General features: G+C 58.0%; 22 protein-coding genes. 7 read left to right on the forward strand and 15 right to left on the reverse strand.

Annotated features, from left to right (window positions below; all coding sequences use genetic code 11):
* Positions 1–183 (reverse strand): DUF6026 family protein, encoded by a 183-nt coding sequence (locus tag AB7M29_RS17565; protein ID WP_123722889.1) that lies wholly within the window; start codon positions 181–183, stop codon positions 1–3.
* 273 nt (positions 184–456) lie between these two features.
* Here AB7M29_RS17565 and gnd point away from each other — a divergent pair, with 273 nt between their 5' ends.
* The 3 genes from gnd to AB7M29_RS17580 are packed head-to-tail and all read left to right on the forward strand — an operon-like array spanning position 457 to position 3774.
* Positions 457–1437, forward strand: a complete 981-nt coding sequence (gene gnd / locus AB7M29_RS17570; RefSeq protein WP_454247411.1) for a phosphogluconate dehydrogenase (NAD(+)-dependent, decarboxylating) — start codon at positions 457–459, stop codon at positions 1435–1437.
* Positions 1434–2960 (forward strand): glucose-6-phosphate dehydrogenase, encoded by a 1527-nt coding sequence (zwf, locus tag AB7M29_RS17575; RefSeq protein ID WP_454247412.1) that lies wholly within the window; start codon positions 1434–1436, stop codon positions 2958–2960. Before gnd ends, zwf begins: the two co-directional genes overlap by 4 nt.
* Positions 2953–3774 carry an HAD family hydrolase gene (locus AB7M29_RS17580; protein WP_454247413.1) on the forward strand — a complete coding sequence of 274 codons (822 nt, stop codon included), beginning with the start codon at positions 2953–2955 and terminating at the stop codon, positions 3772–3774. Before zwf ends, AB7M29_RS17580 begins: the two co-directional genes overlap by 8 nt.
* Before the next feature lie 116 nt (positions 3775–3890).
* On the opposite strand, the gene nhaB is transcribed toward AB7M29_RS17580, so the two are convergent.
* The 3 genes from nhaB to AB7M29_RS17595 all read right to left on the reverse strand — a co-directional run bounded on the left by nhaB (position 3891) and on the right by AB7M29_RS17595 (position 7310).
* A complete protein-coding gene (nhaB, locus tag AB7M29_RS17585; RefSeq protein ID WP_217854802.1) occupies positions 3891–5393 on the reverse strand; it encodes a sodium/proton antiporter NhaB in 1503 nt (500 codons plus the stop codon).
* Between the two features lie 78 nt (positions 5394–5471).
* On the reverse strand, positions 5472–6761 hold the full coding sequence (locus AB7M29_RS17590) for an NHL repeat-containing protein (protein ID WP_217854803.1): 1290 nt from the start codon (positions 6759–6761) through the stop codon (positions 5472–5474).
* A 282-nt stretch (positions 6762–7043) separates the two neighbouring features.
* Positions 7044–7310, reverse strand: coding sequence for a hypothetical protein (locus tag AB7M29_RS17595; protein WP_217854804.1), 267 nt, complete (start codon positions 7308–7310; stop codon positions 7044–7046).
* 343 nt (positions 7311–7653) lie between these two features.
* Here AB7M29_RS17595 and AB7M29_RS17600 point away from each other — a divergent pair, with 343 nt between their 5' ends.
* A complete protein-coding gene (locus AB7M29_RS17600) occupies positions 7654–8979 on the forward strand; it encodes a sigma-54 dependent transcriptional regulator (RefSeq protein WP_123359592.1) in 1326 nt (441 codons plus the stop codon).
* Positions 8980–9048: 69 nt separating this feature from the next.
* On the opposite strand, the gene AB7M29_RS17605 is transcribed toward AB7M29_RS17600, so the two are convergent.
* The 9 genes from AB7M29_RS17605 to AB7M29_RS17645 all read right to left on the reverse strand — a co-directional run bounded on the left by AB7M29_RS17605 (position 9049) and on the right by AB7M29_RS17645 (position 17728).
* A complete protein-coding gene (locus AB7M29_RS17605) occupies positions 9049–10329 on the reverse strand; it encodes a hypothetical protein (protein ID WP_217854805.1) in 1281 nt (426 codons plus the stop codon).
* Between the two features lie 47 nt (positions 10330–10376).
* Complete coding sequence (locus AB7M29_RS17610) at positions 10377–11114, reverse strand: hypothetical protein (protein ID WP_454247414.1); 738 nt, start codon at positions 11112–11114, stop codon at positions 10377–10379.
* Between the two features lie 32 nt (positions 11115–11146).
* Positions 11147–11827 carry a C39 family peptidase gene (locus tag AB7M29_RS17615; protein WP_052963381.1) on the reverse strand — a complete coding sequence of 227 codons (681 nt, stop codon included), beginning with the start codon at positions 11825–11827 and terminating at the stop codon, positions 11147–11149.
* Positions 11828–11889: 62 nt separating this feature from the next.
* A complete protein-coding gene (locus tag AB7M29_RS17620; protein WP_454247415.1) occupies positions 11890–13302 on the reverse strand; it encodes a heme utilization protein in 1413 nt (470 codons plus the stop codon).
* A gap of 37 nt (positions 13303–13339) precedes the next feature.
* Positions 13340–13924 carry an adhesin gene (locus AB7M29_RS17625; RefSeq protein WP_217854807.1) on the reverse strand — a complete coding sequence of 195 codons (585 nt, stop codon included), beginning with the start codon at positions 13922–13924 and terminating at the stop codon, positions 13340–13342.
* Position 13925: 1 nt separating this feature from the next.
* Positions 13926–14363: a hypothetical protein gene (locus tag AB7M29_RS17630; protein WP_454247416.1), complete on the reverse strand. Its 438-nt coding sequence runs from the start codon at positions 14361–14363 to the stop codon at positions 13926–13928.
* 414 nt (positions 14364–14777) lie between these two features.
* Complete coding sequence (locus tag AB7M29_RS17635) at positions 14778–15302, reverse strand: AAA family ATPase (protein ID WP_454248722.1); 525 nt, start codon at positions 15300–15302, stop codon at positions 14778–14780.
* Entirely contained in the window at positions 15299–15862 is a 564-nt protein-coding gene (gene pnuC, locus AB7M29_RS17640) for a nicotinamide riboside transporter PnuC (protein WP_454247417.1), read from the reverse strand. Before pnuC ends, AB7M29_RS17635 begins: the two co-directional genes overlap by 4 nt.
* 231 nt (positions 15863–16093) lie before the next feature.
* Positions 16094–17728: a methyl-accepting chemotaxis protein gene (locus AB7M29_RS17645; protein WP_201060364.1), complete on the reverse strand. Its 1635-nt coding sequence runs from the start codon at positions 17726–17728 to the stop codon at positions 16094–16096.
* Between the two features lie 293 nt (positions 17729–18021).
* On the opposite strand from AB7M29_RS17645, the gene AB7M29_RS17650 reads away from it, so the two are divergent.
* Both AB7M29_RS17650 and AB7M29_RS17655 read left to right on the forward strand, forming a co-directional pair.
* Positions 18022–18852 (forward strand): undecaprenyl-diphosphate phosphatase, encoded by an 831-nt coding sequence (locus AB7M29_RS17650; RefSeq protein ID WP_030130296.1) that lies wholly within the window; start codon positions 18022–18024, stop codon positions 18850–18852.
* The gene (locus AB7M29_RS17655; protein WP_217854810.1) at positions 18849–19277 is read left to right on the forward strand and encodes a DUF1294 domain-containing protein; all 429 of its coding nucleotides are present in this window, start codon (positions 18849–18851) and stop codon (positions 19275–19277) included. The genes AB7M29_RS17650 and AB7M29_RS17655 overlap by 4 nt, the downstream gene beginning before the upstream one ends.
* Before the next feature lie 6 nt (positions 19278–19283).
* On the opposite strand, the gene AB7M29_RS17660 is transcribed toward AB7M29_RS17655, so the two are convergent.
* Both AB7M29_RS17660 and AB7M29_RS17665 read right to left on the reverse strand, forming a co-directional pair.
* Positions 19284–19643, reverse strand: a complete 360-nt coding sequence (locus AB7M29_RS17660) for an MmcQ/YjbR family DNA-binding protein (RefSeq protein WP_095630514.1) — start codon at positions 19641–19643, stop codon at positions 19284–19286.
* A complete protein-coding gene (locus tag AB7M29_RS17665; protein ID WP_217854811.1) occupies positions 19640–20548 on the reverse strand; it encodes a LysR substrate-binding domain-containing protein in 909 nt (302 codons plus the stop codon). Before AB7M29_RS17665 ends, AB7M29_RS17660 begins: the two co-directional genes overlap by 4 nt.
* A 131-nt stretch (positions 20549–20679) precedes the next feature.
* On the opposite strand from AB7M29_RS17665, the gene AB7M29_RS17670 reads away from it, so the two are divergent.
* The gene (locus tag AB7M29_RS17670; RefSeq protein WP_123722872.1) at positions 20680–21291 is read left to right on the forward strand and encodes an FMN-dependent NADH-azoreductase; all 612 of its coding nucleotides are present in this window, start codon (positions 20680–20682) and stop codon (positions 21289–21291) included.
* Positions 21292–21388 lie beyond the last annotated feature (97 nt).

The raw sequence follows: 21388 nt of genomic DNA on the forward strand, positions 1-21388 counted from the left end.
TCAGGCGTGGGGAACACGTTGGGTAACAGGCCAGGGCTGAACCTGATTGCCTTGGGTCAGCAGGCGCAATTGCGCGACTTCCTGCTTCAACTGGTCACGCTCGTCTTTCAACTGGCGCAGTTCATCGCGACGGATTGTGACGTAAAGGGTTTGTGCTGGCAGTGCTGTGTGTATGGTGCCCATTGCTCACCTCGCAAATGGCTGTCTCAACTGTAAGTACGCTCCCTGAAATCAGGTGCTTACTTACTATCGGCGCCAATATTGATTTCTTTTGCCCTCGAAGGGAACTTTTTTATTTTTCATGGTCGTTGTGTCTTCGGGACGATTCCCGACGTTATCAGTCTGGATCGGGCACAATGCCCGGAAACTATGTGCCAGCGCTCTGGACTAACCCTCATTAGTCGCGTTGGGCTATAACCTTTGACACACTTTATTTGTAGTAGGGAGCATCAGTACATGCAACTCGGGATTATTGGACTGGGCCGCATGGGCGGCAATATTGCGCGGCGCCTGATGCTCAACGGACATACCACCGTTGTTTACGACCGCAATACCGCCTTTGTCGACACCCTGGCTGAAGAAGGCGCCACTGGTGTTGCCGACTTGCCAGCCCTGGTCGCTGGCCTGGCCAAACCACGCGCGGTGTGGGTCATGCTGCCCGCCGGCGCACCGACCGAAGACACCATCGACACCCTGAGCACCTTGCTTGACGCTGGCGATACCATCATCGACGGCGGCAACACCTTCTATAAAGACGACATCCGCCGGGCCAAAACCTTGTCGGAAAAAGGCCTGCACTACATCGACGTTGGAACCTCCGGCGGCGTCTGGGGCCTGGAACGTGGCTACTGCATGATGATCGGCGGCGATACCGAGACCGTTAAGCGTCTCGACCCGCTGTTCGAAAGCCTGGCCCCGGGCATGGGCGACATCCCGCGCACCAAGGATCGCAAGTCCGATGACGATCGCGCCGAGCGCGGTTACATCCACGCAGGCCCCGCTGGTGCCGGGCATTTCGTGAAGATGATTCACAACGGCATCGAATACGGAATGATGCAGGCCTTCGCCGAAGGCTTCGACATCCTCAAGACCAAGGCCAGCACCAACCTGCCGGAAGACCAGCGTTTCGACCTGAATGTCGCTGACATCGCCGAAGTCTGGCGTCGTGGCAGCGTGGTATCGTCCTGGCTGCTCGACCTGACCGCCGATGCGCTGGCCAGCGATCCGAAACTCGACGGCTACACAGGTGAAGTGGCTGACAGCGGTGAAGGTCGCTGGACCATCGAAGCCGCCATGGAGCAATCGGTGCCTGTACCGGTGCTGTCAAACTCGCTGTTCTCCCGCTACCGTTCACGCGGGCAAGGCACCTTTGGCGATAAAATTCTCTCGGCCCAGCGCTTCGGCTTCGGCGGCCATGTGGAGACTTCGAAAAAATGACTCATGTGATCCGCAGGAAATCCAAGGCAGAACCCGCACCGCCTACCACGCTGTTTCTGTTCGGTGCCCATGGTGATCTGGTCAAGCGCCTGCTGATGCCGGCGCTGTACAACCTGAGTCGCGACGGTTTGCTGGGGAATGGACTGCGGATCATCGGCGTTGATCACAACGCCATCAGCGACGAAGCCTTTGCCAAAAAACTCGAAGACTTCATTCGGGCGGAAGTGGCGGCCAAGGTCGGCAAGGGCGATCACGCCCTTGACCCGGCATTGTGGGCCAAACTGGCCAAGCACATCAGCTACGTCCAGGGCGACTTCCTTGACGAACGCACCTACGAAGCACTGGCGGCGAAAATCATCGCCAGCGGTACCGGCAATGCGATTTTCTACCTCGCCACCGCGCCGCGCTTTTTCAGCGAAGTGGTGCGGCGTCTCGGCGCTGCCGGATTGCTGCAGGAAACCCCTGAAGCGTTCAGAAGGGTGGTGATCGAAAAACCTTTCGGCTCCGACTTGCACACCGCCGAAGCCTTGAATGCGTGCTTGCTCAAAGTGATGACGGAAAAGCAGATCTACCGGATCGATCACTATCTGGGCAAGGAAACCGTGCAAAACATTCTGGTCAGCCGGTTTTCCAACAGCCTGTTCGAAGCCTTCTGGAACAACCATTACATCGACCACGTGCAAATCACCGCCGCCGAAACCGTCGGCGTGGAAACCCGTGGCAGTTTTTATGAGGTCACCGGCGCCCTGCGGGACATGGTGCCCAATCACCTGTTCCAATTATTGGCGATGGTGGCCATGGAACCACCGGCCGCTTTTGGCGCCGATGCAGTACGCGGCGAAAAAGCCAAAGTCGTCGGCGCGATCCGCCCCTGGACGACCGAGGAAGCGCGAGCCAACTCGGTGCGCGGCCAATACACCGCCGGCGAGATTGGTGGCGAGCCGCTGCCCGGTTATCGCCAGGAAGCCAACGTGGCGCCCGACAGCACGACCGAAACCTATGTCGCGCTCAAAGTCATGATCGACAACTGGCGCTGGGTCGGCGTACCGTTCTACCTGCGCACCGGCAAGCGCATGAGCGCGCGCGATACCGAGATTGTCATTTGCTTCAAACCGGCTCCGTACGCGCAGTTCCGCGACACCGAGGTCGATGAGTTGCAGCCGACCTACCTGCGAATCCAGATTCAACCCAACGAAGGCATGTGGTTCGACCTGCTGGCCAAGCGGCCGGGACCGGCGTTGAACATGGCCAATATCGAGTTGGGTTTTGCCTACAAGGACTTCTTTGAAATGCAGCCATCGACCGGCTATGAAACCTTGATCTACGACTGCCTGACCGGCGATCAGACGCTGTTCCAGCGTGCCGACAACATCGAGAACGGCTGGCGCGCCGTGCAGCCATTCCTCGACGCTTGGGAGCAGGATGCAACAGTGCAGAGCTATGCGGCTGGCGAAGATGGGCCACAGACCGCTGACGAGCTGCTGACCCGCGACGGCCGCGTTTGGCACAGCGTCGGTGAGTGACGTAACGCAACAACCCATCCGTTTTCTGCTCAGTGACATGGACGGCACTTTACTGCTCCCTGATCACAGCCTCAGTCAGCGCACGATCGAAGCAGTCCGCGCGTTGCGCGAGGCCGGCGTGCTGTTCAGCCTGGCCACCGGGCGTCCGCCCAAAGCCATGTTGCAGCAGATCGAAGCCCTGGGTGTCGATCTGCCGACGGCGGCCTTCAATGGCGGCACAATCGTCAACCCGGACGGCAGTTTGCTGGTTGCGCATTATTTGCCGGCGACGTCAGCGTTGACGGCGCTGACGCTGTTTGCCGATCAGCCGGACATTGAGGTTTGGGTGTTCAGTGGCGGCGACTGGCTGTTGAAGGATCCGTACGGCCCGATGGTTCCTCGAGAACAGCATGGCCTCGGCTATCCGCCGGTGGTGGTCGAGAGTTTTGAGCCTTACCTGGCGCGTATCGACAAAATCGTCGCCGCCAGCAATAACGCCGAACTGTTGATCGAACTGGAAGCGCAGTTGCTGCCCAAGGTCGAAGGGCAGGCGCAGGTCTCGCGCTCACAACCGATCTATCTGGACGTGACGGCGATGCTGGCTAACAAGGGCGAGGCATTGGCGACACTGGCCGAGTTTCTCGGGGTGCCGTTGGAACAGACCGCCGCCCTCGGTGATGGCGGCAACGACCCGGCGATGTTTCACCGGGCCGGATTGTCGATCGCCATGGGGCAGGCGGAGGAGGCGGTGAAGCGTCAGGCCGACGTGGTAACCGGGGCCAATACCGAAGACGGTGCGGCCCAGGCGATCGAGAAGTACATCCTTCCTCGATAACGACACAAAACCAATGTGGGAGCGGGCTTGCTCGCGAAGAGGCCGTCACATTCAACATCGTTGTTGAATGACACTTCGCCTTCGCGAGCAAGCCCGCTCCCACATGTTGTTCAGCGTTACAGCCAGTAACTCACCGCATACCAGCCCAGCACGCCCATCACCACGGTGTAAGGCACCGCCATCCACACCATCCTCCCGTACGACAGACGAATCAGCGGGGCAATCGCCGAGGTCAGCAGGAACAGGAACGCCGCCTGACCATTGGGCGTTGCCACGCTCGGCAGGTTGGTGCCGGTATTGATCGCAATGGCCAGGGTTTCAAAGTGCTCGCGGCTCATGTGGCCGGAGATGAACGCCTGTTTCACTTCGGTGATGTAAATGGTCGCAACGAATACGTTGTCGCTGATGGCCGACAACAAGCCATTGGCAATAAACAGCATGCCCGGTTGTTGATCTGCCGGTAGTGCCAGCACCCACTGGATCAGCGGCGTGAACAGTTGCTGATCATGAATCACCGCCACCACTGCGAAAAACACCACCAGCAGCGCGGTGAACGGCATCGCATCCCTGAACGCGTTGCCAATACGGTGCTCATCGGTAATGCCGGTGAACGCAGTGATCAGCACGATCACCATCAAACCGATCAGGCCGACTTCAGCAATGTGAAACGCCAGCCCGGCAATCAGAATCAGTGCCGCCACTCCTTGAACCAGCAACGCAGCGCGCTGACGTGCAGTGCGTTCGGCGTTGTCTTCGGCGGCGTAGTTGGCCAGCACCGCACGCACGTTGTCCGGCAGCAGCGTGCCATAGCCGAACCAGCGCAGTTTCTCCAGCAGCACGCAAGTCACCAGGCCGGCTGCCAGCACTGGCAACGACACCGGGGCGATCTTCAGAAAGAACTCGGCGAAGTGCCACCCCATCTCATGGCCGATCAGCAGGTTCTGCGGCTCGCCAACCAGCGTGCACACGCCACCCAACGCGGTGCCGACAGCACCGTGCATCAGCAGGCTGCGCAGGAAGGCGCGGAACTGTTCGAGGTCGGCATGATGAAGGCTGGGTAAATGCCGGTCGTCGCTGAACTCGGCATCCTCGCGCGGATCGTGGCCTGAGGCGACGCGGTGATACACCGAATAAAACCCCACGGAGGCACTGATGATTACTGCCGTCACGGTCAGCGCATCGAGAAACGCTGACAGAAACGCGGACAGGAAACAGAACATCAATGCCAGCAGGGCCTTGGAGCGAACCCCCAACAGCAGGCGCGAAAACAGAAACAGCAGCAGGTCTTTCATGAAGTAGATGCCTGCCACCATGAACATCAGCAGCAGGATCACCGGAAAGTTGTGCACCAGCTCATCATAGAGTGCCTGGGGCGTGGTCATTTTCAGCAGCAGCGCTTCGACCAGTAGCAAGCCACCGGGCATCAGCGGGTAACACTTGAGCGCCATGGCCAGGGTGAAGATGAACTCCAGCACCAACAGCCAGCCGGCCGCCACCGGGCCGACCGTCCACAACACCAGGGCGTTGAGAATCAGAAAGCCGACAATGCTCGCCTTGTACCAACGAGGTGAGTGCCCGAGAAAGTTGTGCGCGAAGGCCTGGGCCATTGAACCGGACATCGGCTACTCCTTGTATTAAGAAGCGCGCAACTTGCCGTAAGAAGAACAGAAGATCAAGTGCAGGCAAATGGCGTTGGCCTAACACTGATAACGCGCGACGATCGCGCGGCAGTTTCCGTCCAGTGAATAGCCGCCTATGACAATGCAGCCGTCGGCCTGAATGGCCAATGAAGTAGCGGTATGCGAACCGCGACCCAGGCGTGTGCGACACCAGCCAATGCCCTTGGCAAAACTGCGATCCAGCTGCCCACTGGGTAAATATCGGGCAAAAATGAAATCGGCTTCGATCCCGCCGACCATCGATCCAACTGTCAGCACACGTCCATCCGGTTGAGTCTCGGCGGCGGTCCAGCGGCAACTGCTGCGGCCGACGCCTAAAAGCTTTGGCTTGCCACCGTTGCAATGAATATCGGGTCGGCCATTACTGTGAACTTTCAGAGACAGGCAGAGCATCGGGTCGCGACTGCTGCCAAAACAATGCAAGTCACCATTTTCATGCTGGACGATCTGGTTGATCTGAGCGCTGTGCTCCCGTGCCTTGAAGGTCATGAAACCATCCACGGCGAAGCTGTCATCCAGTCGGCCGTCCGGGTGATAGCGCGCCAGCAGACCTTCCTCGGGAAAATTGATTGATCCACTCACCAGGATTCGACCATCGCGTTGCACCATCAGACTGCTGAGCCAGGTGTTCATCAACAAGTGCCGAACCATGACGAAGCCGCGACCGTTGAAGCTGTCGTCCAGCGAGCCGTCGGCGTTGAGTCGTATCAGCATGCCGACGTGATCGGTCGGTTCGAAGTAATGATTGGTCAGCAGCAGGATTCGACCGTCGTCCTGCACACAGACATCACAGGCTTCGGCGCTCGGCACGCCGGGCGGTAACCAGGCGTCGCGAGCACCCCAGGAAAGATTACCCGGAAGGTGCACCACGCAACGTCCATTGTCGCCGAAGCCCTGGACCGGGCAGCCTTGCTGATCAAACATCGCCAGGGCGGGCAGCGTACGGTGAGCATTCTCGTAGTGCAGGCCGGCCACCAGAATGTGCCCGTTGGGCAATGCCCGTGCTTTGCCAGCCATGGCCTCGAAGCCGAGTGCGAACTGGCCGCTGATGCTGCCTTTTATGCCGAATGCCAGATCCGCCGAACCATCTGCAAGCAGGCGGGCCAGGCCAAAGCGTTGGCCGCCCGGCGTACCGACCTTTGCCGCCACCAACAACCGGCCAACGTGGTCAATCGCAACCCCATTGGTCATGCTGGAGAGACTGCCGGCGAAATACACTTGAGTCTTGCCGGTGCCAGCGAAATTCGTATCGAGCCGTTCGGCGCCATTCACGGTTGCAGGTAAGGCAAAAGCAGTCTGGGGTGACATGCATGCATCTCCTTGCCAGTCGTCCTTATCCGGGTGCCCGGAGGGTGACTACATGAGCAAAACATTCAATCCCTGAATGACTCGGCGCACAACTGTTTTCATGAGCCGGAAGAGGGGCATTTTGTGCCAGAACAGTGTCTTTTCGAACCACTGAAAAGCCTGCCAAGTAATCCGGCGGTTAGAAGTTGAAACAGGGGGAGGGTATTGCGCAGCTGACTGTAGAAAATCGTCAACTAAAAAGAAGGGGGCGCGGATTGCCAGGCGGGCAATCCGCGAAAACGCTTAGTGCGGCATGGACCACGATTGCAGTGTGTAACCTTCCTGGCTCAACTCGGCACGGGCTTCTTCCAGCAAGTGTTCGAGTTGCTCTGGATCGGAATAGGCACTGCTTGGAATTTGTTTACGGCCGATACGAGTACTAGTGCGATCGATGATAGTCAGGCTGAGCTCGCCATTACCGTCTTGTGGTGCCCAGGCCACGCATTGAAAGGGTTGGAATGCGCGGTCGGCAATCAAAAGTGCTTCGTTGATACGGAGCGGGGCGTTCATGGGATCTTCTCTCTGTATGCCCAATCAAGTGATCTGCCGTCGGTTGGGCTTACCGTTCGGCTGGTTACTTGTACTGATGCCCGCAACCGGGGTTTAGGTCACACACAATCAAAAGAAATTTCAACTTTCTTTGATTGATTCGATATTCAGGCCGTTTCTGAAAGCTGAATGAAAGGTTCAACTCGTTAGGCAACTAACCAAGTGATTTCTTATAACTAATAAGCAAACAGCCCTATAAGCAATCGATACAAGCCTGCGTCAAAATCTTGCTAGTGTTACAACGAAGCCCGCCAAATGACTGTTTTTAATAATATTTCCTAAAATTTGGCGTCAAGGAACAGTCATGATCGAAGCGCCTGCCTTACGACGTCTTTTAGTAGTGGATCCTTGCGACGACTGTCACCGTTTGTTGCCGGGTTTACGCGCCGTGGGTTGGGATGTTGACAGCTGTACCCTGGAAAACGCCACCGAACGAACCTGCGATGTCGGCCTGTTCCGATTGCAGCCCTTTCATCTGGAGCGCCCGGAAGCCGTCAAGGAATTGATCAGCCGTAGCGGTACCGAGTGGATTGCGGTGCTGAATCAAGAAGTCCTGCGATTGCAAAATGTCGGGGACTTCGTCTGCGAATGGTTTTTTGACTTCCATACCCTGCCGTTCGATGTCTCACGGGTTCAGGTCACCCTGGGCCGCGCGTTCGGCATGGCGCGCCTGCGCGGCCAGGGCACGGTTCATATCGATCAGCCTGAACACGAACTGCTCGGCGACAGCAAACCGATTCGCGAACTGCGCAAACTGCTGAGCAAACTGGCACCCACCGAATCCCCGGTGCTGATCCGCGGCGAAAGCGGGACCGGCAAGGAATTGGTCGCCCGCACCCTGCATCGACAATCCCAGCGTCACAGCAAACCGTTCGTGGCGATCAACTGCGGCGCGATTCCCGAACACTTGATCCAGTCCGAACTGTTTGGCCACGAGAAGGGGGCCTTTACCGGCGCTCATCAGCGCAAGGTCGGGCGGATCGAGGCGGCCAACGGCGGAACGCTGTTTCTCGATGAAATCGGTGATCTCCCCCTGGAACTGCAAGCCAATCTGCTGCGCTTCCTGCAGGAAAAACACATTGAGCGTGTAGGGGGGCACCAGCCTATTCCGGTGGATGTGCGGGTATTGGCGGCGACGCACGTCGACCTTGAAGCGGCCATTGAGAAGAAACTCTTTCGCGAAGATCTGTATTACCGTTTGAATGTCTTGCAAGTCATTACCGTGCCGTTGCGTGAACGCCATGGCGATCTCTCGATGCTGGCCAACCACTTTTCCCATTTCTACAGCCAGGAAACCGGGCGTCGTCCTCGCAGCTTCAGCGAGGACGCGCTGATCGCCATGGGCAAGCACGACTGGCCGGGCAATGTCCGTGAGTTAGCCAACCGGGTACGGCGCGGGCTGGTTCTGGCCGAAGGACGGCAGATCGAGGCGCGAGACCTGGGGTTGATCAGTCAACACATCACCGCTACGCCGATGGGCACCCTTGAAGACTACAAGACCCGCGCCGAGCGTCAGGCGCTGTGCGATGTGTTGAACCGGCACAGCGACAACCTGAGCGTCGCCGCCAGAGTCCTTGGCGTGTCGCGGCCGACTTTTTACCGATTGCTGCATAAGCACCAAATCCGCTAGGGCGCGGTGAAACGAAGAGGCCCGCTGCGACATTCATCGCAGCGGGCCTTTTCCATTGGGATGAAACGGTTAGAAGTAGTACGGGAATTTCAGGCTGAAGGAAAAGTCTGGCGAGTCGTCGGTCAGCCCGATGGCCAGGTTGGGAACGATCGTCAGGTTATCGGTTGCTGCCAGGGTCATGCCGATGTTGAAGTTGGCCGAGTTGTAATCGCTGTTGGAAATCGATTGCCAATCGCCACCGTCCGGCTTGATCTTGCTCTTGCGGGCGAATTGATCGGTGAACGAGAACGACATACTCATCTTCTCGTTCAAGGCGAATGCAATGCCGGCGCCGACCTGCCAGGAATCGCCCAGTTTCACGTCCCCGGGCACCTTGGAGTTGACCTGAGGGCTGATGTCGCTGAAAGAGTCTTCCATGTTGTAGGTGTAGGCCAGGCTGCCGAACAGCACGGCCGGGTCGAAGCTCTTGACTAGCGAAAGGCCCGGGGTGATCGACCAGACACCATTGCCGGTAGGCAAGTCCTCGGGTACCGAGAGGTTATCGTTGTTCGGGTCATTGACCAGCTTGATGCCGTAAGGGTCCTTACCGGTCGGCGCCTTGACGCGCAGTGTAAAGACCGCGTCGGGAAGATTGGCCGACTCATCCAGAAACTTGTAGGCAACGCCAAAGTTCACATCGCCGATGGTCGGGTCGCGGGTTACGGTTGCGTCCGACGTCACCGGGCCTGCGCCCCCGGCGCCACCGGAGGAATACGTTGATTCGCGATAAACCACGGGGACGTTAATGTCGAACTGCCAACGTTGTGCCACGTTGTAGCGGGCGGTCAGGTCCAGGGTCCAGTTATCCGCCTTGATACGGTCGAGGTTGATGTTGCCGAGGAAAATCGCGTCCAGTGCCAGGAAGCCATTGAGTACCAATGCACGGGTATCGTAGTGCGTATAGGTCAGGCCGGTTTCGACGCTGAACTTGCCGCCACCGAAGAAGCCGCTGGCTTCGTCATACAGGTTGGAAACGCTTTGCGCAGGCTCCGAATCCTCTTGGAGCGATTGGCCGTATGAACTGCCCGTGGTTCCCGGCGCACCGGCGGCCACCGTCTGGCCACTCCTGGGCGTTTCCGCGGGGGATTTGGTCAGGCGTTTGGGAGCAGGTGTCGCAGGTGCTTCTTCGACTTGGCGAACGCGTTGCTCGAGTACCATCAGCGCGTTCTGTTGTACTTCGTAACGCTGTTTCAACTCCATGAGTTCTTGTTTTAGTGCTTCGACCTGGGGGTCCGTTGCTGCGTGCAGCAGTGTTGTCGGGGCCAGGCTAGTCAAACAAACGATAGCTCTGAACGTCAACGATCGGTGCATGGGTTAGCCGTCCATTTCTGACTACATCGGATGAGACTGAGCGTAGATCAGAATCCTTGGGTGCGAAGACCTTTGAGCTGGTCCAGGTTGCCGTTCAGCGACCCGGTTGTCGCGTTGTCACGCAGCACGACATTGAAGGATGTGAGGTTGTTGACCTGGTTACCACCGCCGAGCAAAGTCGTGTTCTGCATCAGCCCACCCTGGGCCAGGCGTTGTACGGTACTGCCTTGGTTGTTGTTGGCCACGATATTGAGTTGCACACCCGTACCGGTCGAGGCAACGCTCAACGAGCCTGCGCCATTGGCGCCGACCAACGTCGAGCCTGCGGCCAACGCTTGGCCCTGCTGTTGCGTTGCTGGCGCTTGGCTAGCCTTTGTGACGTTGATGTAAACGTTGTTGTAGGCAGAGTTATGGTCCCCGGCAGCACGCACGACTTGAGTGACGCCTTCGGTGCTGTTGAGGCCGCTGCCGCCAGTGACGGTACCGGTGCCTTGCGAACGCGCTGAGCCATTACCTTTTTCGTCGATCATCGACACATAGAACTGAGGCTTGATGGTCGATTGTTGAATTTGCATCGAGGAAGTTGCCCCGATCACTTCACCGTTGGCATTTTGCCAAGTGCTGGTCATGACAATGCCGAAACTGATGATCCACCCCGGCATGACATAGCGGCCGCGCAGGGTCGCCAACTCCTGATCCTTCAGTTCAATGGGTTTGAACGTCTGTGCCTGGGTCGGCAGGCTGGCGGCCAGGCAAACCACGACCAGCCAGATTGGAGTCTTCATTGGATGCTCCCGGAGCGTCGTGCTCCTTGTTATTAGAAGAAGTCGCTTTGGATGAATCCGAAATCCATCAACTCTGCGTCTCGCACCGGAGTGAAGGTATTGATGCGGTTCTTGGCGGTCAGTGGCAGGGGTGGGTCGAGCAACGCATTGGTTTTGTCGTAGCCCTGGCCGATGACGGCAAAGATGATGCCGTTCCAGCCTTTTACAAAGTCGTCGACTTTGTAGCGTTTATGACCGAGTACCGGATCTCCGATATAGACCCAGCCCTTATGGACTTTTTGCATAACCACAAAATGTTTGTAGCCGCGGATATCAAGGAGTACCACAACCGGAATTCTGATTTCGCTCAACGTTTCCGGGGCTACCCGATAGCCACGGGCCCGCATGCCGATACTTTCCACGTAACGCTTCATGTCGAGCATTGAGAAGCCTTGGACGCGGACAAGATCTTGATCAGAGTGCGCCAGCATGCCTTCGATGATCTGTTCTTCATTCACGTCCAGCCAATAGGCTTGGCGCAAGATGGTCGCCAGCGCAGCTGCGCCGCAACTGAAGTCGGTTTTCTGTTGCACCAGGTCGGCAAATTTACGCTCGCGTACGCTCTGGATCGGCTTGTACACCACCGCGCCACCGGGCAGGACGGAAAGCGGCATTTGCGCAGCCTCAATCACACTGGCCACGCAAAGCAAAAATGCCAAGACGATAATGCGCATGAAAAGACGCCTTCTGGTGGTGTTGAAACAGGCCCCCGTCAGGGGGCCTCCAGAGACAGCAATTAGAACGAGTTGTTGGAAATGGCCAGCGAGTTACTTTGTTGGTTACCCACGCCAGCAGCCACGTTGACGCCCAGGTTGCCACTGCCACCATTCACCGAACCGTTCAGGGTTGCAGTGTTGGTCACAGGGTTGGCCCAGCCAGTTGGAGTCAGCACTTGATAGGAGTAGGTGTTGCTCAAATCATATGAGCTGCTTTCACTGTAGCTTTTCGCTTTGTCGTACGCAGACTCGGACGATTTACTGCCCGATTTTTCGTACGAGGATGCGGACGATTTCTCATATGATTTATCGTACGAGGAATCGTACGAGGAATCGCGCGATCTGTCGTACGAGGAGTCGCGTGATCTGTCGTACGAAGAGTCGCGCGATCTGTCGTACGATCTGTCTCTCGATGCGTCAAGCGTTGCGTCAATCGATGCGTTAAGCGATGCGTCGGCAGTCCTGCTGCGGGTGCGATCGCCATTGCCATTATTGAAGGTACGGGAACTGGAAGCCGCCGCAGTAGCGTCTAAAGTAGCGCTCAAGGAAGCACTCAAAGAAGCACTCGAAGAACCGCTCGCATTACTGCTGCTTGAACCGCTCGCATCACTGCTGTTAGAGCCGCTCGCATTACTACTGCGAGAACCACTTATATCAACGCTTTTGGAACCGCTGGCATCAAAGCTCCTGGAACCGCTCGCGTCCCAGCTTGAAGAAGCGCTTTTACTGCCGCTAGCCTCGGATGACTTATCGCGAGAGAAACTACCGCTGGCCGAGTTGGTAACTGTCATTGTATCCAGGCGGTACGTCCGATCGGCGTTGTTATTCACTACCAGGCCAGGACCTTGTTGATCGGCAGAGGCGGTGGCTGTTGCGTTGCCGAGCGGGGCATTGGTGTTGGCAATTGCCATGGTGTTTTTCTGCTGGTTAAGGTCGCCGCCAGCAATGTTGATACCCATGTTACCGCTGCCGCCATTACCCGATCCGTTCATCACGGCAGAGGCTGTGCTGCCGAAGTTGTTGACCCTGTTATTGTCGCTGTATTGCGTGACGTCGGCGGTGGCTGTGGCAGTGCCGAACACGAAGCTGTTGTCCTGACTGGAGTTTGAGGCAGCATTGGCGATGGCGGACGCGTTGTCTTGTTGGTTGCCGCTACCTGCTGCCACGTTGACGCCGACGTTGCCGCTGGCACCTGTGGCAGAGCTGTTCATTTCAGCTTCGTTAATCGTCCCTTCGTTACGGATGCGGTTGTCGGTACTGCTCTGGTTATCCCACGCATTGGCCGTCGCATAGACAGGGATCTTTGTTGGAGGAGGGGTGTGATGGCCATTGTGGTGGTTGTTACGCCAATCGTTCTGCCCAGCTTGTACAGCAACAGCCATGACCGCAGCAATTGCGAAAACCAGAGGCTTGAGTGCCATCGAAGGTTTCATGGTGATTCTCCGTACTTATTTAGGTTAAGTGTTGTTTCTACCTGTTTGGGTCAATCATGACCCGTACGCTCAGGGTGTTGGCCGTTCGGTTTCCCACCCCGGAGCTCTGATTCAACTGGATCACCCCACGGCTACCGGTGAAGGCCTGATCGCTGGTAGCGACCTGGCGATTGCCTGGTGCAGAGTCAGTTGGATCGGAGTTGTTGATCAGCGCCACGTTCTGCTGCATGAGGACGCTGTCGTCGATACTTTGCGGCTGTGTACTGATGCTTATCCGCAGGGCATTGGCTTGCTGGTTGCTGGCGCCCGCGCTCTGGTTGACGCCCAGAGCGCCACTGCCGTTGCTGAAGGAGTCGCCTTGAATGCTGGATCGAGCATCGATCCTGGGGTCGACCTGCGTACGCAGCCGTTGGCGAATCTGCGTGGTCGCGCTGGCTCCATGGCCAACGGCGATGGCTCGGGCGTTGGCCTGTTGCTGCAAATCGCCGGCAGCCTGGTTGACGGTGAGGTTGCCCTGGTACTGCATGCCCGAAGCGTCGATTTCAGCGTTATTAATGACGGGAGGTTGGGCAAAGGTCGATGCACTGCAAAACATGGCAATCATCAGCAGCGTACGATTCATCTTAACGGTCTCCCGTTACGACTTTCAGAGCACCCAGGCCTTGCTGGATGTTGGAATTGACCATGTTGGCAATACCGTTGCCCGAATTGCCCGAACGCCCAGCGGGGAGGTTGGAAAGCTGGGTCTGATTGGTGAGGTTGCCGCCCAGGTTGTTGGTGTTTTGAGTGACCAGGCGGGAGATGCCTGCACCACTGGCGACGTTGGCAAAGTCGCCATCGCTCAACTCGTTCGTTTGCCTGAGGACTTGTTTGGACGGGTTGGCATTGGCGGTCGTGGGGCTAGGGTCGGGCATCACCGGCGCACGCGTTGCCATGCGCGGTTGGACATCACGTTTGATAATAATGATGCCATTGTCGGCCTGTACGGGCAGGCTGACACTTGAGCCCAGTGCGCATCCGATCAATAGGAGGCTGTAGATGCGGTTATGAAATGTCCCCACGGCGGCAATTCCTTCTTTGTTGTGGGCTGGTCCTGCTCAGCGTTGTGAGGGAACGAGCGAAAGCTGTGCCGGTTTTTGTTTATTGTTTTGATTCAGAGGGTTATCGATCGAGGTTAGCGGATCGATGAAGTGCGGTGTTTCAGGTCTGAGACGACTGCCGGGACGGCAATGTGATAAGTGATCGCAATAGCACTGGATCCAAGCTTTTTGCGGGGATGTATCAACGCTTTAACATATCGCGTGACAAAACGATGACCAGCGTTGAAACGGGCTGTTCGAGGGGGAAGGGGTGTTTCAGAAGCGGACGTATTTGCAAAGTTACCGCAACAAATGCTGGAGGAGAATGCCAGTAAGTTAAGCGCAATCCCTGTGGGAGCGAGCCTTGGCATGGGGTATTGGCCCAAATAGTGAAGGTCAGCGCCCGAGCAGTAACGTGACGGCTCGCAATGCCTGAATCCGGCGTTCGGCCCAATCGCCCTGAAGCACTTGAACAGGCTGTCGATGTTGCTCCAGCCATGCCTGAGTGGCGTTGAAAAAAGCCCGGCGTTCATCCAGCTCGGGCTGACAACGCTGACCGTCATCGGTCCAGTCAACCTGTTCGGGCGACAGCAGCAAGTGCAAGTCATAGTGCCGCGCCAGCAGCGCCTCCTCGAGCCAGGTCGGGCAATCGCCAAACAGGGTCTGGCTCCAGAGCATGTTGCTCAGCAAGTGAGTGTCGAGAATCAGCAATGGCGGCCCAAGGGCGCGGGCTTCATCTTCCCATTGCAGCTGACCGCGAGCGATTTCGGGAATATCGGCCGGGCAAGTATCCCGCGCCTCCCGCTCAATGAACCAGCGCACGTATTCACCCACCAGAGCACCGCCGAATTGCTGTTGCAGTTCGGCGGCCAGCCAGCTCTTGCCACTGGATTCAGGTCCTGTGAGCACCAGCACTTTCATGTGCGCAACGCCGGATCGGTGCGCCATGTCCGCCAGCCATGCACCGCCAGCAGGGCGAACGCCCCATAGAGGCCCGCAGTCAGGTACAGCTCTTTGTAGATGAAGAGGCCAACAAAGATGATGTCGAGCGCGATCCACAGCGCCCAGCATTGCAGACGTTTTTGCGCCATCCATAATTGCGCCACCAGGCTGAACCCGGTCAGCGCCGCATCGAGCCAAGGCTGGGCAGCATCGGTCCAGTGGGCCATCGCGGCGCCGAGCAGCAAACTGCCGACTGCGCCGACGGTCAGCCCGAGCGCAATGGATTTTCTATCGAGCAAGCTGACATGCCGCTTGCCATGAGTCGCGCTCCCCTGCGTCCACTGCCACCAGCCGTAGATCTGCAAACCGGCGTAGATCACTTGCAGCAGCATGTCCGAATACAGCTTCACCTCAAAAAAAATCCAGCTATACAGCAGCACCATGACCAGGCCGATCGGCCAGCACCAAGGGTTCTGTCTGACCGTCAACCAGACGGCAATCACGCCGAGGGCGGCGGCAAACAGTTCAAGCCCGGACATGGAGGTTCCTTGGTGTCGTAAAAATGAGGGGGGCGAATTGTACCCGGATTGTGGGGAATGGGCTTGTAGTGGGGAAGGGGGCTTGCCAATGCGAGTCAGGTCACACGCAATCCCTGTGGGGGCGGGCTTGCTCGCGAAGGCGACGGCACAATCAATATTGATGTTGGCTGATACACCGCTTTCGCGAGCAAGCCCGCTCCCACAGGGGGCAGCGGGGCTGCTGGGACGGAGTTACACCCGAAACTGCTTCAGCAACCCGTTCAACTGCTCGCTCAGTTCCTTGAGGTGAACGCTGGCCACGCTCGACTGTTCGGCCGCCAGTGCCGTGCTGTGGGACAACCCGGCTGCTTGGGTGACGTTCTGGTTGATGTCTTCCACCACGTGGGCCTGTTGCAAGGTCGCGCTGGCAATCGAAGCGTTCAACCCGTTGAGATTGCGCAAGGCCTGGCCGATGGCATTCAGGCTGGCGCCCGCCAGCCCGGCCTGTTCGATAGTCAGTTGCGACGCACGGCTGCTGTCGCCAATCACCTTGACCGCCGCTTCGGAATGGCTTTGCAGGCGTTCGATCATCGACTGGATTTCTGCCGTGGACTTCTGGGTGCGCTGGGCCAACAGGCGCACTTCATCGGCGACCACCGCAAATCCACGACCTTGCTCGCCGGCCCGGGCAGCTTCAATGGCGGCGTTAAGGGCCAGCAGGTTGGTTTGCTCGGCGATGGAGCGAATCACTTCCAGAACGCTGCCGATTTGCGTGCTTTCGGCGGCCAGGGTACGAATCACTTCGACGGCTTGATCGATGGTCGAAGACAGCTTGTCGATCTGCTGCAGGCTGCCATCGATATTGACTTGGCCCTGTTGCGCCTGAGACTCGGCATTGCGCATTTCGCTGGCCGCGTGCTCGGCGTTTTTGGCCACATCCTGCACGCCGTAGGTCACTTCGTTGATCGCGGTCGCCACCAGTTCCATTTGTTGGGATTGCTGCTGGCTGCGTTGCTGGGCTTGCGCGGCATCGTTGCCCAGTTCGCTGGAGGACTGGCCCAGCGCGCCGGCGGACACCTGCAGCTGACTGATCACCAGGCGCAGTTTGGCGGTAAAGGCGTTGAAGTGCCGGGCCAGTTGCGTGACTTCGTCCTGACCGTGGGTATCGAGGCTGCGGGTCAGGTCGCTTTCACCGCTGGCGATGTTGGCCATGGCGTTCACGGTTTCCTGGAGCGGGCGCACGATGCTGCGGGCAATCATGATCACCAGCAACGCCATGATCAGGGCAATCACCAGGCCCACGAAAGAGGCCTTCCAGACTTGAGCATAAAACTCGGCCTGCATGTCATCGATGTATACGCCCGAACCGATCACCCAACCCCAAGGCTCGAACAGTTTCACGTAGGAGGTTTTTTCCACCGGCGCGCTGGCGCCCGGTTTCGGCCAGCGGTAATCGACCATGCCGGCACCCTTGGCCTTGGCGATGGCGACCATCTCGTTGAACAGCGCGAAACCGTCGGGGTCGCGGATCGCCGAGAGATTCTGGCCATCAAGTTTCGGATTGGTCGGGTGCATGATCATGACCGGCGTCAGATCGTTGATCCAGAAATAGTCATTCTGGTCGTAGCGCAAACCGCGCACGGCATTCAGTGCCTGCTTTTGCGCGGCGTCGCGGGTGAGGGTGCCGGCAGTTTCCAGGCCGTGATAGTAGGTGAGGATGCCACTGGCGGTCTGTACCACGTGCTGGGTCTTTTGGGCCTTGGCCTGATAGAGGTCGTCGTGAATCTGCTTGAGCATCAACACGCCCAACGTCAATAGCATCACCACGGCCACGATCAAGATGAGCCACAAGCGTCGGCTGATCGACACACTGCGCAAGCTGTTCATAACGCTGTTACTCCGGTTTCTTGTTCTTGTAATAAACGATCGCCAGCATCCAACCACACTTTGCCGATCGGGCCTATGCGACTCAGGACCTATGACGCGGCAGCGTAAATGAGGCGTCTCTGATAGGATTTCGGCCCCGCACGGAAAAACCTGAGCCCAAGTCTTTTTTCCCGCAATTTTTACGGTTCTGCGTGGATCTTGTGCGCGCAGGGATTCAGCTAAGGTTGATTGCGGTTAACGCTCTACAAATTATTAACGGAGCATGCCTGGGGGTATTGCTTCTTGGGGGATTGATGGATCTTTGGACGGCCTTTCAGGCATTGATTTTAGGCGTTGTAGAAGGGCTGACGGAGTTCTTGCCCATTTCCAGTACCGGGCACCAGATTATTGTGGCGGACTTGCTCAACTTTGGGGGCGAGCGGGCCATGGCCTTCAATATCATCATTCAGCTCGGGGCAATCCTGGCGGTGGTCTGGGAGTTTCGCCGCAAGATCTTCGACGTGGTCATCGGTTTGCCGACACAACCCAGCGCTCGACGCTTTACCGCGAACCTGTTGATTGCCTTCCTGCCGGCCGTGGTATTGGGGGTGATTTTCGCTGACTTGATTCACGAGTACCTGTTCAACCCGATTACCGTAGCCACCGCATTGGTCGTGGGCGGTATCGTCATGTTGTGGGCCGAACGCCGTCAGCATGAAGTGCATGCTGAAAGCGTCGACGACATCACCTGGAAAGACGCCTTGAAAGTCGGCTTTGCCCAGTGCCTGGCGATGATTCCGGGGACCTCGCGTTCCGGCTCGACGATCATTGGCGGTCTGCTGTTCGGGTTGTCGCGCAAGACGGCCACCGAGTTCTCGTTCTTCCTCGCCATGCCAACCATGGTCGGCGCGGCGGTGTACTCGGGCTACAAATACCGCAATCTGTTTGTGCCGGCTGATTTTCCGGTGTTCGCCATTGGCTTCGTCACTGCGTTTATCTTTGCGATGATTGCTGTTCGGGCCTTGCTCATATTCATTGCCAGTCACAGCTACGCGACATTCGCCTGGTATCGCATTGCGTTCGGTCTGGTCATTCTGGCCACCTGGCAATTCGGTTGGGTCGACTGGACAGCGGTCAAGCCATGAACGATTCCAGGGCGCGCAACAACGCCGGACGCAAGTCCGGGGGAGCAATTCAGAACCTGCGGCTGAAACTGCTGGTATTCGTTGTGCTGTGCGCAGTGCCGTTGTTTGGCTCGGTGTCGCTATGGCTGCGCGGGGTGTCGGTGATTCCCCTGGCGGCCTACAGCATCGTCAGCGTGCTGGCGTTTTTCCTGTACTGGAGCGACAAGCACAAGGCCCGCGCCGACAGCTGGCGCACGCCGGAGAATGTCTTGCACGCGGTGGAACTGGCGGGCGGTTGGCCGGGTGCCTTGCTGGCCCAGCAAGCGTTTCGGCACAAGACCCGCAAAGTCTCGTTTCAGTTGGTGTTCTGGCTCATCGTGCTAATGCACCAGGTGTTCTGGATCGATCAGCTGTTTCTGGGCGCTAACCTGTTTGCATTGCTTTAAAGCCCTTTAAAGCAGCAGGCCGACCTGCGTGCGCTTGGGCAATTTGCTCACCACCAATTGATGGGAACGTTGCAGCAAGCCTTGCAGTTCTTCTGTGCCCAGCGGGTAGGGCGTTTCCATGATGATCCACTGGGCCCGGGCCAGATACGGCGCCGGGTGAATGCCTGGCCGGTCGCAATGGCCCAGGAACAGGTCTTTGTCGACCTTGAACGCCAGGGACTGTCCCCGCAGGTTCTGCAAGGCGAACATCTTGTTCCCGGCAATCGAAAACACCCGCACGCCACCCCACTTGTAATCCTCCCGCGCGCCGGGCAACGCCAGGCAGTATTGCGCGACGTCCTCTTCGCTCATTCGTCCCGCTTTCATAACAGTCTGTCCCCGCAAACATTGAATGATTCGATCAAATGGTCGATCCAGGCCCGCACCGCCGGCATCACCCCGCGTCGATGAGGGTAGACGGCTTGCAGCCAGCCGCCCGGCAATGACCAGTCGGGCAACAGTTGCACCAGCGAACCGTTTTCCAGCTCTTGCTCGCAATACATCATGGGCAGCATGGTAAAGCCCTGGCCGTTGAGGGTGCAGGCTTTGCGCACGATGAAATCTTCGCAGCCCAATCGCGCTTCGAGGCTCAGGTCGTAGCTTTTGTCCTGTTGATCAAGCATGCGAATGTGCACCATGCGATCGGCTTCCAGAGCGCCGAGCACGGGCAAATTTTTCAGATCTTCGGGATGATTGATGTCACGGCCGAGCAAAAAAGCCGGGCTGGCAACCATCAGCATTTGGGCCTGACGCAGGCGGCGGGTAACCAGCAATGGATCTTCATCACCCAGATCCCGCACCCTCAAGGCGACATCGACGCCTTCGTTGATCAGGTCAACCCGACGGTTGAGCAGCATCACCTCCAGCTGAACCTGAGGGAATTTCTCCAGGAAGCTACTGATTACCCCAGGCAGCATTTGGTGAGCCAACCCCACGGGGCAGGACACTCGCAAGCGCCCTCGGGGCTCGCTGGACATGCTGGCCACCGCTTCGTCGGCCATCTCGGCCTCCAGCAGCATCGCCTGACAATGGCGCAAGTAACGCTCGCCCACGGCGGTCAGGTTGAGTTGGCGGGTGGTGCGTTGCAGCAGACGCGCGCCCAGGCGTTCTTCCAGCTCGGCGATGCGTCGCGACAACCGCGACTTGGGAATCCCCAACAACCGCCCGGCCGCTGCGAAACCACCGGCTTCGACCACCTTGGCGAAGTAGTAGAGGTCGTTGAGATCTTGCATGGTTTAAGCTCGACTGTTCTATCAGTGGGACAAACTATCGCATTGTTGCCGACTAATCATCTATTGGTTTCGTCGGTAGGATTGTCTCCATCAGATCGCCCGGTAGCGATCCTCACCTTGGAGATCTCCACATGAAATTACTGCATATCGATTCGAGCATTCTGGGTGACAACTCGGCTTCCCGTCAGCTGAGCGGCGAAGTCGTCAAAACCTGGCAAGCCGCCGAGCCTGGCGTTGTGGTGACTTACCGCGACCTGGCCGCCGATGCCATCAGCCATTTCTCCGCCACCACCCTGGTCGCTGCCGGCACCGCCGCAGAGCTGCGCAACGCCGCGCAACAGCACGAAGCGGACCTGAGTGCCTCGACTCTGGCCGAATTCCTCGCCGCCGATGCCGTCGTGATTGCCGCGCCGATGTACAACTTCACCATCCCGACTCAACTCAAAGCCTGGATCGACCGCATCGCCGTGGCCGGCCAGACTTTCCGCTACACCGAAGCCGGCCCTGAAGGCCTGTGCGGCGGCAAGAAAGTCGTGATCGTCTCGACAGCCGGTGGTCTGCATGCCGGTCAAGCGACCGGTGTTGCGCACGAAGATTATTTGAAAGTGCTGTTCGGCTTCCTCGGCATCACCGACATCGAGTTCGTCCGCGCCCATGGCCTGGCCTACGGTGACGAAGTGCGCACCAAAGCCATGAGCGACGCTCAGGCGCACATCAGCGAGCAATTGTTCGCTGCCGCGTAAGGCTTGCGTAAAGTCGTAAACAGCTCGGGCAATACCCCTGAAACTCTGTATTCTGGTCATCGTGATGGCCAGGTACGGAGTTTTTTGTTTCTGGCGG

The sequence above is a fragment of the Pseudomonas sp. F-14 TE3623 genome, from assembly GCF_053629015.1.

What these genes read in the sequence shown, in the direction of transcription:
- AB7M29_RS17565 (WP_123722889.1), bottom strand. Translation starts at nt 183, where the DNA reads ATGGGCACCATACACACAGCACTGCCAGCACAAACCCTTTACGTCACA.
- gnd (WP_454247411.1), top strand. Translation starts at nt 457, where the DNA reads ATGCAACTCGGGATTATTGGACTGGGCCGCATGGGCGGCAATATTGCG.
- zwf (WP_454247412.1), top strand. Translation starts at nt 1,434, where the DNA reads ATGACTCATGTGATCCGCAGGAAATCCAAGGCAGAACCCGCACCGCCT.
- nhaB (WP_217854802.1), bottom strand. Translation starts at nt 5,393, where the DNA reads ATGTCCGGTTCAATGGCCCAGGCCTTCGCGCACAACTTTCTCGGGCAC.
- AB7M29_RS17590 (WP_217854803.1), bottom strand. Translation starts at nt 6,761, where the DNA reads ATGTCACCCCAGACTGCTTTTGCCTTACCTGCAACCGTGAATGGCGCC.
- AB7M29_RS17595 (WP_217854804.1), bottom strand. Translation starts at nt 7,310, where the DNA reads ATGAACGCCCCGCTCCGTATCAACGAAGCACTTTTGATTGCCGACCGC.
- AB7M29_RS17600 (WP_123359592.1), top strand. Translation starts at nt 7,654, where the DNA reads ATGATCGAAGCGCCTGCCTTACGACGTCTTTTAGTAGTGGATCCTTGC.
- AB7M29_RS17605 (WP_217854805.1), bottom strand. Translation starts at nt 10,329, where the DNA reads ATGCACCGATCGTTGACGTTCAGAGCTATCGTTTGTTTGACTAGCCTG.
- AB7M29_RS17610 (WP_454247414.1), bottom strand. Translation starts at nt 11,114, where the DNA reads ATGAAGACTCCAATCTGGCTGGTCGTGGTTTGCCTGGCCGCCAGCCTG.
- AB7M29_RS17615 (WP_052963381.1), bottom strand. Translation starts at nt 11,827, where the DNA reads ATGCGCATTATCGTCTTGGCATTTTTGCTTTGCGTGGCCAGTGTGATT.
- AB7M29_RS17620 (WP_454247415.1), bottom strand. Translation starts at nt 13,302, where the DNA reads ATGAAACCTTCGATGGCACTCAAGCCTCTGGTTTTCGCAATTGCTGCG.
- AB7M29_RS17625 (WP_217854807.1), bottom strand. Translation starts at nt 13,924, where the DNA reads ATGAATCGTACGCTGCTGATGATTGCCATGTTTTGCAGTGCATCGACC.
- AB7M29_RS17635 (WP_454248722.1), bottom strand. Translation starts at nt 15,302, where the DNA reads ATGAAAGTGCTGGTGCTCACAGGACCTGAATCCAGTGGCAAGAGCTGG.
- pnuC (WP_454247417.1), bottom strand. Translation starts at nt 15,862, where the DNA reads ATGTCCGGGCTTGAACTGTTTGCCGCCGCCCTCGGCGTGATTGCCGTC.
- AB7M29_RS17645 (WP_201060364.1), bottom strand. Translation starts at nt 17,728, where the DNA reads ATGAACAGCTTGCGCAGTGTGTCGATCAGCCGACGCTTGTGGCTCATC.
- AB7M29_RS17650 (WP_030130296.1), top strand. Translation starts at nt 18,022, where the DNA reads ATGGATCTTTGGACGGCCTTTCAGGCATTGATTTTAGGCGTTGTAGAA.
- AB7M29_RS17655 (WP_217854810.1), top strand. Translation starts at nt 18,849, where the DNA reads ATGAACGATTCCAGGGCGCGCAACAACGCCGGACGCAAGTCCGGGGGA.
- AB7M29_RS17660 (WP_095630514.1), bottom strand. Translation starts at nt 19,643, where the DNA reads ATGAAAGCGGGACGAATGAGCGAAGAGGACGTCGCGCAATACTGCCTG.
- AB7M29_RS17665 (WP_217854811.1), bottom strand. Translation starts at nt 20,548, where the DNA reads ATGCAAGATCTCAACGACCTCTACTACTTCGCCAAGGTGGTCGAAGCC.
- AB7M29_RS17670 (WP_123722872.1), top strand. Translation starts at nt 20,680, where the DNA reads ATGAAATTACTGCATATCGATTCGAGCATTCTGGGTGACAACTCGGCT.